Source organism: Arthrobacter sp. E3 (assembly GCF_017353415.1).
GTDB lineage: Bacteria > Actinomycetota > Actinomycetes > Actinomycetales > Micrococcaceae > Specibacter.
The window spans coordinates 238,624-251,172 of record NZ_JAFMPX010000001.1 but is presented as its reverse complement, the minus strand read 5'-3'; the positions used below and the strand labels follow the sequence as shown (position 1 = coordinate 251,172).

Annotated in this window: 8 protein-coding genes and 1 pseudogene; 6 read left to right on the top strand and 3 right to left on the bottom strand. The window is 62.1% G+C overall.

Translation table 11 applies throughout. The features are described 5' to 3' along the window. Positions 1-125: 125 nt before the first annotated feature. Both JMA46_RS01200 and JMA46_RS01195 read left to right on the top strand, forming a co-directional pair. Positions 126-608 (top strand): annotated as a pseudogene (locus JMA46_RS01200) (O-methyltransferase); the annotation flags it as partial. 70 nt (positions 609-678) lie between these two features. Then, positions 679-1,539: a fused MFS/spermidine synthase gene (locus JMA46_RS01195; protein ID WP_207343455.1), complete on the top strand. Its 861-nt coding sequence runs from the start codon at positions 679-681 to the stop codon at positions 1,537-1,539. Between the two features lie 36 nt (positions 1,540-1,575). On the opposite strand, the gene JMA46_RS01190 is transcribed toward JMA46_RS01195, so the two are convergent. After that, a complete protein-coding gene (locus tag JMA46_RS01190) occupies positions 1,576-3,015 on the bottom strand; it encodes an amino acid permease (RefSeq protein WP_207343454.1) in 1,440 nt (479 codons plus the stop codon). Positions 3,016-3,207: 192 nt separating this feature from the next. Here JMA46_RS01190 and JMA46_RS01185 point away from each other — a divergent pair, with 192 nt between their 5' ends. From JMA46_RS01185 to JMA46_RS01170, 4 genes are all read left to right on the top strand, one after another. Beyond that, a complete protein-coding gene (locus tag JMA46_RS01185; RefSeq protein WP_207343453.1) occupies positions 3,208-4,002 on the top strand; it encodes an IclR family transcriptional regulator in 795 nt (264 codons plus the stop codon). A 228-nt stretch (positions 4,003-4,230) separates the two neighbouring features. After that, complete coding sequence (gene hutH, locus JMA46_RS01180) at positions 4,231-5,820, top strand: histidine ammonia-lyase (RefSeq protein WP_207343452.1); 1,590 nt, start codon at positions 4,231-4,233, stop codon at positions 5,818-5,820. Positions 5,821-5,992: 172 nt separating this feature from the next. Then, positions 5,993-7,723, top strand: a complete 1,731-nt coding sequence (locus JMA46_RS01175) for an ABC transporter ATP-binding protein (protein WP_207343451.1) — start codon at positions 5,993-5,995, stop codon at positions 7,721-7,723. Positions 7,724-7,725: 2 nt separating this feature from the next. Continuing rightward, positions 7,726-9,786 carry an ABC transporter ATP-binding protein gene (locus JMA46_RS01170; RefSeq protein ID WP_207343482.1) on the top strand — a complete coding sequence of 687 codons (2,061 nt, stop codon included), beginning with the start codon at positions 7,726-7,728 and terminating at the stop codon, positions 9,784-9,786. 20 nt (positions 9,787-9,806) lie between these two features. Here JMA46_RS01170 and hutG read toward each other — a convergent pair whose 3' ends face one another. After that, the gene (hutG, locus tag JMA46_RS01165; RefSeq protein ID WP_207343450.1) at positions 9,807-10,760 is read right to left on the bottom strand and encodes a formimidoylglutamase; all 954 of its coding nucleotides are present in this window, start codon (positions 10,758-10,760) and stop codon (positions 9,807-9,809) included. A 100-nt stretch (positions 10,761-10,860) separates the two neighbouring features. Continuing rightward, positions 10,861-12,324 (bottom strand): NCS2 family permease, encoded by a 1,464-nt coding sequence (locus JMA46_RS01160; RefSeq protein ID WP_207343449.1) that lies wholly within the window; start codon positions 12,322-12,324, stop codon positions 10,861-10,863. Positions 12,325-12,549: the final 225 nt, after the last annotated feature.

The window sequence follows — 12,549 nt, the reverse complement described above, 5'->3', positions numbered from 1 at the left end:
CCAAAAGTTCAAGCGGTGGACACAGTCTTTACGGCGTCCTAAAAGCCCTCCAGGAAATCATCATCGGCATGCTCGACCGCTGTCCCGCCTGCCAACGGCCACCCCCAACCTAACAAAGTACTACTAGGCGCGTGTTGGAAATAGGCACGCTGGCTGGTTTCAGCACCATTTGGCTAGCTCGCGGACTGCCCGACGACGGCCACATCACCACATGCGAATTTCTGCCCGAACATGCTGCCGTGGCGAAGGCAAACATTGCTGCCGCCGGCTTTGCTGACAATGTGGACATCCGGATAGGCGCTGCCTTGGACACCCTGCCCACCCTCGTTGGCGTGGAGCCGTACGACTTCGTCTTTATCGACGCTGATAAGGGCAACAACATCGAGTACCTGAAATGGGCGGTGAAGCTGGGCCGGCCCGGGACCGTGGTTGTTGTGGACAACATGATCTGGGAGGGCACCATCTTGGCGCCGGGGAATGACCCCGACGCGGACGCCATCCGGGCGTCCCTCGACTTCATGGGCAGCAGTCCCGACCTTGACGCAACAGCCATTCAAACGGTGGGGACCAAGGGCTGGGACGGATTCGCGATCGCCGTCGTACGCTGACCCTGCACTACGCTGGCAGGGTGACTATTTCGCTGACTGCCGCCATCCTCGTCAACTGCGGGAACCTCTAATGGGGCGCCAGCGCACACCAAAGAATGTTGTTGCGGAACCGGTCACCGTGGGCAAAGGACCCGTCGCCGGCACGTTTCAAACCGACACCGGCACGGCCGAGCTGATCCCCGACGGCGACAACCCCTACGGCTGGCTGCTCATGCTCAACGGCGCGCAAAGCTCCCACGTGGACCTGGCCGACCCGCTTCGACTCGAGTTCGAATACATGCGTTGGATCATTGCCCTGGTGCACGATCGATGGGATGCAGGGGCAAAGCTGCGCACACTGAACCTGGGAGGTGCGGCCTGTTCCATGCCGCGCTACCTCGTTGCCGCCTATCCGAACTCCCGCAATATCGTTGTGGAAATTGACGGCAAACTGGCCAACTACGTCCGCGACTGGTTCGACCTGCCCCGAGCCCCCTTGTTGAAAATTCGTGTGGGGGAGGCTCGTGAAGTCACGGAGTCGCTCACGGAGGCCAGCCGGGACCTGATCATTCGGGATGTTTTTGCCGGAGCCAAGACCCCATACCCGCTCACCACAGCCGAGTTCACCGCGGCCACCAAAAGGGTGCTTATTCCTGGTGGCGTATATGTTGTGAACTGCGGGGACTCACCCGCGCTCACCACGGCCCGCCGCGAAGCCGCCACTATTGCCGCAGCCTTCAAGCACACGGTGATTATAGCCGACCCTCCCATGCTCAAGGGCCGGCGTTCCGGCAATGTCATCATTGCCGGCAGCGATTCACCTTTGGGCGACGGCGCGGGCCTTGCCCGGGTTTTGCTCGGCGGCGCCATGCCCGCCCAGCTGTGGGACGATGCCAAGGTCCGCCACTTTGGCCGCAGCGCAACGATACTTAGCGACGTCGAGCCGGGCTGACAATCAGCCTGGTCGGTATTCATGCGTCAACGAGCCTTACGTGAGTGCCGGAGCGTCCGTATCGGCAGCCGCGGTGAGAGTTGCCGACTCGTCAGGGAGGTGGGCACGGCGTCGTCCGTCCCCGCGCACCCACAGCTTAAACGCGACGGCGAGCAGCACCAGCCACGCTCCGCCGACCCACAGCGCCACGCGGGTGTCCGGGTAGAGACCCAACAGCGCCAGCACGCCGGCCATGAAGATTGCGGTAAGGATGGAGGCCAGTGGCCAGAGCGGGACCGGAAATTCCGAAGGAGCGAGGTTGTTGCGGGCAATCTCGCGTTTCATGGCCACGTGGGAGGCGAGGATCATGATCCACACCCACACGGTGGCGAACGTGGCGATCGAGGCAATGAGTAGGAACACGTCCTCGGGGATGGTGGCATTGAGAACCACCCCGAGCAGCAGTACCCCTGTCATGAGGACAACGGTCATCCACGGGACGCCTGCGCGGGAAATCTTGGCGAAGATTTGAGGTGCGTGGCCTTGCTGGGACAGGCCGAACAGTACGCGTCCGGCACCAAAGATGTCACTGTTGACGGCGGAGAGGGCTGCCGTGATGACCACTGCGTTGAGGATGTGACCGGCTAGTGGGATACCGAGGGAGTCGAAAATCTGGACAAACGGGCTGCTCTCACCAGTGATGTCCTGCCACGGGACCAGGCTCATGAGCACGCCGATAGTCAGCACGTAGAACAGTAGAATGCGCACGGGGACGGTGTTGACGGCTGCCGGAATGCTCTTCTTGGGATCTGCAGCTTCGCCTGCCGTCACGCCGATGGTTTCAATGCCACCAAAGGCGAACATGACCACGGCAAAGGCCGCCAGCAGCCCGGTCCAGCCGTTGGGTATGAAGCCGCCGTGCGCCACCAGGTTCCCCAGCCCTGGAACGGCTTGGCCGCCGTCGAACTGGAAGCCGAACACAATGATGGCCGCGCCTCCGGCGATCATGGCGATGATGGCTGAAACCTTGACAAGGGAGAACCAGAATTCCAGCTCGCCAAACACTTTCACACTGAGCAGGTTTAGGGCGGCCAGGAAGAAGATGATGGCCAGCACCCAGATCCAGCGCGGGACGTCATGGAACCAAAAGCCCATGTAGATGCTGAAGGCCGTCACATCGGCAATGGCCACAATCGCCATTTCGAAAACGTAGGTCCAGCCGGTTACAAACCCGGCCAGCGGACCAAGGTAGCGGCCGACGTATTGGCCGAAGGAGCCCGAGACGGGGTGGCGGACGGCTAGTTCGCCCAGGGCCCGCATCACCATGAAAACTGCCGCGCCGGCAATGATGTAGGCAAGCAAAACCGCCGGGCCCGCCTTTTGAATGGCGCTGGAGGAACCATAAAACAAGCCGGTGCCGATGGCTGAACCGAGCGCCATGAAACGGATATGGCGGGCATTCAAGCCGCGGGTCAGGACGGATCCCTTGGAATTCATGCGTGAGCTTTCTTACATTGCGGGCTGTGGGAAATGGCCCGCCACCGGCCCATTCCCCGTGGCGTGGCTCACTCCAGCACCTGATTTTGGCTGAAAAGTACCCATATATTGTTCGGAATCCGGGATTTCAGACGGCAATATTCTATATTGTGCAAAGACTGAACGCGATTTCCGTTCAATGCCGAGGGAGCCATGACAGACATAGAACGCACGCCGTCGAAAGTACCGGCCGCTGAGAACACACTGCGTATTTTGAAGCTGTTGTCGTCCAAGCGGGGACCGTTGGCCGCGTCGACCATTGCCACCACGCTGGAACTTCCGCGCTCCAGCGTCTACCACTTGCTGGGGGTCATGGAGCAGAGCGGCTTCGTCATGCACCTGCACGAGGAGCAACGCTACGGATTGGGCATTGCCGCCTTTGAGCTGAGCAGCGCCTACTCCCGGCAGGAACCGCTGTCCCGTCTAGGTCGGCCGCTGCTTGCAGCGCTTGTGGACAAAATTGGGCAAACCGCACACCTGGCTGTGCTGCACGGGCGCGATGTCCTTTACATCGTGGAAGAACGCGCCAAGAACCGACCATCCCTTGTGACGGACGTTGGCGTGCGGCTGCCCAGCCACCTCACGGCAAGCGGGCGGGCCATTTTGGCGGCGCTGCCCAAGTCGCAGGTCCGCGCACTGTACCCCAACACGGCAGCGTTCTCCTCGCGCACTGAAGCCCCGAACCCCATCGTGAAGTATTCCACCCTGTCCGCCCACCTCGACCAGGTGCGGCTGCGCGGATATGCCACCGAAAACGGAGAGGTCACGGACGGCTTGGCCTCCGTGGCGGTCGCCGTCCCGGACCACTTGGGCTGGCCTGTTGCGGCAGTGGCGGTGACGTTCCTCGCTGAGAAGGTACCTAGCGAACAGTGGCCGGACCTTGCTGAACGGGTCAAGAAGGTGGCCGGAGTGCTGTCGGGGCGTATTTATGGGCGCCGCGACGGCTGATCAGCCACTGGCGCGAAGAAGGGGGCTGATATGGTCCCAGGACCCCGCTATAGCAGGGTCCTGGGACCATATCAGCCCCCGGAGCAGAGCGGGGCCATGCACACGTGCTTTCGCCCTACACAAGTGGTGGTCTGGGATGCCGGACACCCGGACGCATAATGAGGAGGTGCGGTGACGGTAAACCGTGGATAGTTGCAATTAAGCAACCGAACCACAAAGGAACCCGTCATGGCCGCCGCCGTTTTGCCCCGCACAGTCGTTCTCTCCTCCTCCGACGTCACATTCGAAGACGTCCTCGCCGTCGCCCGCCATGACGCGAACGTGACGATCAGCGACGAGGCGCTGGCCGGCGTCGCACGTGTCAGGGCACATATTGACAAACTGGCTCACTCCGAAACACCCGCCTACGGCATTTCTACCGGTTTCGGCGCCCTGGCCAACCGGCACATCCCCGAGGATAAGCGCACGCAGCTGCAAAAGTCGCTGATCCGCAGCCACTCCGCCGGCATGGGTCCGGCCGTGGAGCGCGAAGTGGTCCGCGCGCTGATGTTCCTGCGCGCCAAGACGCTCGCGAGCGGCCGCACCGGTGTGCGCCCCGTCGTGCTGCAAACCATGGTGGACGTGCTCAATGCGGGCATCACTCCTGTAGTGCGTGAATTCGGCTCGCTTGGCTGTTCCGGCGACCTGGCCCCGCTCTCGCACTGCGCGCTGGTGCTCATGGGTGAGGGCGAGGCGGCAGGGCCCGACGGCACGCTTTTTGGCAGCAAGGGCACCCGTCCCGTCTCGGAACTACTGGCCGAGGCAGGCATCGAACCTGTGGAACTGGCGGAAAAGGAGGGGCTGGCGCTCGTCAACGGCACCGACGGAATGCTCGGTATGCTGCTGATGGCCATCGCCGATTTGAAGCTGCTGCTCACCACTGCGGACATCACCGCAGCGCTCAGTGTCGAGGGGCTGCTGGGCACTGACCAGGTGTTTGTGCCCGAACTGCACATGCAACTGCGCCCGCACCCCGGCCAAGCTGTCAGCGCGGATAACATGCTGCGCGTACTTGCGAATTCGCCCATCGTGGCCTCGCACCGGGTGGGGGATTCCCGCGTGCAGGACGCCTACTCGCTGCGCTGCGCCCCACAAGTGGCTGGGGCGGCGCGCGACACCGTGGACCACGCGCTCATGGTTGCCACCCGCGAGCTGGCCGCTGCCATTGACAACCCCGTGGTCTTGCCGGACGGCCGTGTGTCCTCGAACGGGAACTTCCACGGCGCCCCCGTGGCCTACGTGCTGGACTTCCTCGCCATTGTTGCAGCCGACGTCGCCTCGATGGCCGAGCGCCGCACCGACCGCATGCTCGACCCCGCCCGGTCGCAGGGCCTGCCCGCCTTCCTTGCGGGGGACCCCGGCGTGGATTCGGGCCTCATGATCGCCCAGTACACGCAGGCCGGGCTGGTCTCCGACTCCAAGCGACTGGCCGTACCCGCCTCTGTGGACTCCATCCCCAGCTCCGCCATGCAGGAGGACCACGTCTCCATGGGCTGGCACGCCGCACGCAAGCTGCGCCGCTCCGTGGAGAATCTGCGCCGCGTGCTGGCCATTGAGCTCGTCGCAGCCGCCCGCGCCATTGACATGCGCACTGCCATGTCCGACGGCGTACTGGTCCCGGGCCCGGCAGGCGCCGCCGTGATTGAGCTGCTTCGCCAAACGGTGCCCGGGCCCGGACCTGACAGGTTCCTCTCCCCGGAGCTGGAGGAGGCGGACCAGCTGGTCGGTTCCGGTGCCGTCCGTGCCGCAGCGGAAAAGGCCACCGGCCCGCTGAACTAATCCCCGCGCCCTCCCACCGCTCGTCCCTCGCGGCGGGTCCCTCGGGCGCGTGGGCCCATCCACGCCGCCGTTGTTCGAGGGGCAGGGAAAGTATTTCTTGTGCATGGTGTGCTGAGCATGTTTAATGTTCGTTACGCCATCCTTCAAAGATATATTCGAATCGAATCTCGTATTGAAACTCCTCCGGCTCTCCATCAGCCATGCAAAGCCGTACAAAGCATGGATCGCAGCAGTAATTGTATTGCAATTGATCTCCACCGTTGCGGCGCTGTACTTGCCTACGCTCAATGCCAGGATCATCGACGAGGGCATTGCAAAGGGTGACACCGACTTCATCTGGTCAACCGGAGTGACCATGGTGGTGGTGTGCTTCATCCAAGTGATCAGCGCCATCGGCGGGATCTACTTTGGGGCGCGGACGGCCATGGCGATCGGACGCGATCTGCGCCGTGAAGTGTACTACCGGGTCAACGCCTTGGGAGCTTTGGATGTAAGCCACTTTGGCACGGCGACGCTGATCACCCGCAACACCAATGATGTCCAGCAAGTGCAGATGCTGCTGCTGATGGCGCTGAACTTCATGGTTTCCACACCCATCATGTGCATCGGTGGGATCATCATGGCCCTGCGAGAGGACGTGGGGCTGTCATGGCTCGTCTGGGTGTCGGTGCCGCTGCTTTTCGCGGTGGTGGGATTTCTCGTGGTGAAGCTGCTGCCGTTGTTTCGCGAAATGCAGGACCGGATCGACACCGTAAACGGTGTGCTGCGCGAACAAATTACCGGTATCCGTGTCATTCGGGCGTTTGTGCGGGAAGACTATGAAGCCGGACGCTACCGGGATGCCAACCTCGCCCTGACGAAGGTCTCGGTCAAGGTGGGCAACCTGTTTGTACTGATGTTCCCGGTGATCATGATGATCCTGCACCTGGCCACCGCCGCCGTGCTCTGGTTTGGCGGGCACCGGGTGGACGCTGGTCAAATGCAGATCGGCTCGTTGACCGCATTCCTGCAATATCTGCTGCAAATACTCGTTGCCGTGATGATGGGCGTGTTCATGGTCATGATGATTCCGCGGGCAGCGATTTCCGCTGAACGCCTCGATGAGGTGTTCAGTGCCGAACCCAGCTTGGCCGTGCCGGTCGGGGCGGATCAGCCGGAGCGCCACGAAGTTGAATTTTCCGCTGTTTCCTTTGGCTACCCCGGTGCTGAGCGCCCGGTGCTGAATAACGTCAGCTTCACCGCACGCGAGGGACAGACGACGGCGATTGTCGGCTCCACGGGTTCCGGCAAGTCCACGCTGTTGAACCTTATCCCGCGACTTTTTGATCCGCAGGCCGGAACGGTTCGCATCGGAGGCGTGGAGGTCAGCGAATTGAGCCGCTCCCAAATGGCGGAACTCGTGGGACTCGTGCCGCAAAAGCCCTACCTGTTCTCCGGCACCGTCGCCAGCAACTTGAAGTTCGGCCGCCCCGACGCCGGTGACGACGAGTTGTGGGAGGCCTTGCGAGTGGCTCAGGCCAAAGACTTTGTAGACGGCAAACCCCACCGGTTGAACACTCCCATTGCGCAGGGAGGGATCAATGTCTCAGGAGGCCAGCGTCAGCGCCTCTGCATTGCGCGGGCCTTGGCTGCGCGTCCACGCATCTACTTGTTTGACGATTCCTTCTCAGCCCTCGATGTCGCCACCGACCAGCGGCTGCGTGAATCCCTTGCTGATGCCACTACGGGAGCAACTGTCATCATCGTGGCCCAGCGCGTCTCCACCATCCGGGAAGCGGACCACATCATTGTGCTCGACGGCGGTGAAGTGGTGGGTGCCGGAACACATGAGGAACTTCTTGAAAGCAACGCCACCTACCGGGAAATTGTTGAATCCCAGCTCAGTGTTGAGGGTGCGGGGTAATGATGCGTAAAAACAAAGCGGAATCCAGCACGGCGGAATCCAGCACGGCGGGGTCCAAAGAAACTGCTGAACGTGATGCAGAGGCGCAGGCACTGGAAGAACTTGTCCCTGAATACACTCCCACTGAGGCTGATGGGGACATGTTCGGCGGGACTCCTGCCAAAAAAGCCGAACACTTTTGGCCCTCAGTCAAGCGGTTGGTGGGCCTGCTGCGTCCTGAAAGTGCCCAGTTCTCACTGGTTGTGGTCCTGGTGACGGTATCAGTGGTCATGACCGTCATTGCCCCGAAAATTCTGGGTGCGGCGATGGACGTCATTTTCAATGGGGTGATTGGCTCCCGGCTGCCCCAAGGTGTTCCGCTGGAGACGTTGGTCGCCGCGCAGCGGGCTGCTGGCAACGAACAGTTTGCCGACATGCTCGCCAAAGCCAACATGGTCCCCGGCGCAGGCATCGACTTCGTTGAACTCAGCCGGCTCATTGTCATAGTGCTGGTTCTGTACATGGTGGCCTCGACACTTGTGTGGTTGCAAGGCTATCTGCTCAACGCCCTCGTCATGAGGGTTGTTTACAAGCTGCGTGAAGACATTGAACGTAAACTCAACCGCCTGCCGCTGGGCTACTTTGACACCCGCCAGCGCGGTGACTTGATGTCCCGGGTGACAAACGACGTCGACAACATCCAGGCCGCCCTCCAGCAGGCATTCTCGCAGCTGGTGCAGTCGGCACTGACGGTTTTGGGCATTGGCGTCATGATGTTCATCGTGTCGTGGCAGCTGGCCCTGATCGCGTTGATTGCACTGCCGCTTTCTGCCGTCATTGCCGGTGTGATCGGCTCGCGCTCGCAGAAACTCTTTGCCGCGCAGTGGAAGCATACGGGATCGCTCAACGGCCACGTGGAAGAGACCTTTTCCGGACTTGAACTTGTCCGCGCCTACGGCCGTGATACGGAAATGCTGGCAGAGTTCGACGAGCGCAACGAGCACCTCTTCAAAGCCTCCTTTGGCGCCCAGTTCGTCTCCGGCATGATCATGCCGGCCATGGCGTTTGTCTCGTACCTTTCCTACGTGCTGGTGGCCGTCGTCGGCGGTGTGCGCGTGGCTACGGGGCAGATGACGCTCGGCGATGCCACCGCCTTTATCCAGTACTCACGCGAATTTTCCCAGCCGATCGGGGAGATGGCAGGCATTGCGAACATGATCCAGTCCGGAGTGGCCTCTGCCGAGCGAACCTTTGAAATTCTCGACGCCGACGAGCAGGATGCGGAAGAGGATTCCGAGCTGCTGCCGGCAAGGACGGACGGCCACGTGCGCTTTGAAAACGTGTCCTTCGGCTATGCGCCGGAAACCCCGCTGATCCGCGACGTATCCTTCACAGTGGAGCCGGGGCAGACAGTGGCCATCGTGGGGCCCACTGGTGCGGGCAAAACAACGCTCGTCAACCTCGTCATGCGCTTCTACGAGGTGACCGGTGGGCGGATCCTGCTCGACGGCGTGGACACCCGCGAGCTCTCCCGCGAACAAGTCAGGTCCCAGGTGGGTATGGTGCTCCAGGATGCGTGGCTGTTTGAAGGCACCATCCGCGAGAACATCCGCTACGGCCGCCTGGACGCCACGGATGAAGAAATCGTGGCTGCCGCGAAGGCCACCATGGTGGACAAATTTGTACGCCAACTCCCTGATGGCTATGACACGGTGGTCGACGCCGACGGCGGCACAGTGTCTGCCGGTGAGCGGCAGCTGCTGACCATCGCCAGGGCGTTCATCGCCAGCCCGTCGCTGCTGATCCTTGACGAGGCCACCTCCTCGGTGGACACCCGTACTGAGCTGCTGGTCCAGCACGCCATGGCCGCGCTGCGCACCGATAGGACCTCGTTTGTCATTGCGCACCGGCTTTCGACTATTCGTGATGCCCACACCATCCTGGTCATGGAAGACGGTGACATTGTTGAACACGGCAACCATGAGCAGTTGCTGGCTCACCGCGGCGCTTACTACAAGCTCTACATGACGCAGTTCCAAGGCGGCCGCGACCTGGACGAAGAGATGGCGGCAGAGGCCCACTGACTGCACCAGGACCACCACAGTTACCGCACAAGCGTGTCGACCAGACGGGCTGCGACCCTCGCCGTGCGGGCGTCGATGTCGTACGCCGGATTGAGCTCGGCTACATCGGCGTGGAACAGCTTGCCGCTGGCAGCAACCTGGCGGCATACGGCGGCAATCACGGGCAGCGGCACCCCATAGGCGGCCGGTGCACTGACGCCCGGAGCGGTGGCGGCGGGCAGCACGTCCAGGTCGATCGTCAGATACACAATGTCCACGGTCTCCAGGAACGTCGAAACGAACGCCGCGGCATGCTCCGCCGAACAGTCCTCGTCCAGCAGGTACTTCACGTTCAAGTCCTGCGCGGTCTCGAAGAGTGCGCGGGTGTTGTTTGGTTCACTGATGCCGACGACGGCGTAGTTCAGTGTGCGCCCGGCGGCAGCTTCCGCATGGGCCATCTGCAGGAACGGCGTCCCGGAGCTGGGAGCAGAGGCTTCACGCAAGTCAAAGTGGGCGTCAAGGTTCAGCACACCCAGGCGGGCTCCGTGGGCCACGGCGGCCGTGGCGGCCACTCCAAGGTAGCTGGCATAGGCGGTTTCGTGGCCGCCGCCCAGCGCAACGGTGAGGTATCCGGCGTCGAGCATTCGGGTCAATGCCGTTCCGGCGCGGGCCTGACCGTCCTCCAACGCATCTCCCGTTACGACGACGTTCCCGGCGTCGGTGACGCTGCGGGTGCCGTGGAAGGCAAACGAACCCAGCGCCGAACGAATGGCGGCAGGACCGGTGGCTGCGCCGGTGCGGCCCAAGTTGCGGGCCACGCCGGCATCAGAGCAAAAGCCCAGGAGTGCAGCGGGGGCAGGCAGCGCCGGGTCGTGGGTGCCAGCGGGGTCGGTTCCAACGGCCTGCCACCAGCGGCGGTGGCCGGGGCCCTCGCCGTCGTTCCTTCCGGTCCAGGCAGTGGCAGGGGCGTCAATGACGAGTGTGGAAAAGTCCATGCTCCCAGCCAACAGCACGCGCTGCCCAAGCGCCACCCACCGGCACCTGCCGCAGTCTGAAACCACAGACCCGGCCGAACCGGGGGAGGAAAAGCTGGGGCTAACCGATCCCGAACAACGCTTCCACGGGCCCAATGCCGAAGAACAGCACGAAGGCTGCGGCAACAGCCCACATCAGCGGATGGATTTCCTTCGCCCGGCCTTGGAAGGTGCGGATGAGCACGAAGGCGATGAAGCCGGCACCGAGACCGTTGGCGATGGAGTACGTGAACGGCATCAGCGTGAATGTCAGGAACGCGGGGATGCCAATGCCCCAGTCGGACCAGTCGATCTTGCCCACCTGGGAGACCATCATGAAACCGACCACGACCAGTGCCGGGGCGACCGCTTCGAACGGGACCAGCTTGATGAGCGGGGTGATGAACATGGCCAGCAACAGCAGCAGGCCCGTCACGATCGATGCTATTCCTGTGCGGGCACCCTCGCCGATTCCGGCGCCGGATTCCACGAAGATCTGGTTCGATGAACCAGATGCGCCGCCACCAGCGATGGCGCCGAAAGCGTCCACAAGAAGGACTTTGTCGACGTCGGGAATGGTGCCGTCCTTGCGCAGTGAACCGGCCTCTGCGGCCAGGCCCACCATGGTGCCCATGGCGTCGAAGAAGATGCTCAGCAGGATCACAAAGGCCAGCAGTACAGCTGCCAACGCACCGATTTTGCCAAACGCACCAAAAATATTGACTTGGCCAATCAAGGACAAGTCAGGCAGCGACCACTGGGTGAGCTGCGGGGACACCAGGGACCAGCCCTGGGGGTTGCTGGTGGTGCCGTCAAAGGAAGGACCAATGTGCAGGGTCAGCTCAAGGATGTTGGCCAACACGGTGGAGACGACAATACCGATCAGGATCGCGCCCTTGACCTTGCGGACCACCAAACCGATGGTGAGGATCAGGCCAACAATAAACACCACGGTGGGCCAGCCCATCAGCTTGCCGTCGAAGCCCAATCCCACGGGGACGGTGGTGCCTGCCACATCGGGGATGCGACGCACAAAGCCGGCGTTGACAAGGCCAATGAGGGCAATGAACATACCGATGCCCACCACGATCGCGGTTTTCAGGCCTTCAGGGACGGCTTTGAACACCGCCGTGCGGAAGCCCGTGAGCACCAGAATAAACATGGTGATGCCGGAGAGGACCACCAGACCCATGACATCAGGCCAGGTCAGGCCCGGGTTGGTGGCAACCGTGACGGCCACAAACGCGTTGACGCCCAGTCCGGCTGCCAGGGCGAATGGGTGTTTGGCCCAGGCACCCATGATGATGGTCAAAATACCGGCCACAAATGCGGTCACAGCGGCAACGCGTTCAATGCCCAGCTCGCCGCCGGCCGAATCAGCTCCGCCGAGGATCAGCGGGTTCAGCACCACGATGTAGCTCATTGCGAAGAACGTGGCGAAGCCGCCGCGGATCTCGCGCGAATAGGTTGAGCCACGCTCAGTGAGCATGAAGTATCTGTCGACCGCTGACAGGCGAAGGCCTATTTTGGTAGCCGTGGTAGTCATGTAATTGCCCTTCGGGCGTAGTGGGATGGGGTTTAGGTGATCCGAGCAAATCCTAGCGGGTATCTGCGTACCGGCACTTTTTAATGCTCAGCGTGATAATAGAGCTTGTCCAAGCTCGACGGCGGGACTTGACGAGGTTCTGTTGCTCACCCAGATGCCGCCATTCTCCGGAAATTCCCATGATTTTGGGATACGGTGAGGAGCGCCTGATCCGTCTATCAAAGG

Bases quoted from the DNA above. Each gene is read 5' to 3' on its own strand.
- JMA46_RS01190 (WP_207343454.1), bottom strand. From the start codon at position 3,015: ATGAATTCCAAGGGATCCGTCCTGACCCGCGGCTTGAATGCCCGCCAT.
- JMA46_RS01170 (WP_207343482.1), top strand. From the start codon at position 7,726: ATGCGTAAAAACAAAGCGGAATCCAGCACGGCGGAATCCAGCACGGCG.
- JMA46_RS01195 (WP_207343455.1), top strand. From the start codon at position 679: ATGGGGCGCCAGCGCACACCAAAGAATGTTGTTGCGGAACCGGTCACC.
- hutG (WP_207343450.1), bottom strand. From the start codon at position 10,760: ATGGACTTTTCCACACTCGTCATTGACGCCCCTGCCACTGCCTGGACC.
- JMA46_RS01185 (WP_207343453.1), top strand. From the start codon at position 3,208: ATGACAGACATAGAACGCACGCCGTCGAAAGTACCGGCCGCTGAGAAC.
- hutH (WP_207343452.1), top strand. From the start codon at position 4,231: ATGGCCGCCGCCGTTTTGCCCCGCACAGTCGTTCTCTCCTCCTCCGAC.
- JMA46_RS01160 (WP_207343449.1), bottom strand. From the start codon at position 12,324: ATGACTACCACGGCTACCAAAATAGGCCTTCGCCTGTCAGCGGTCGAC.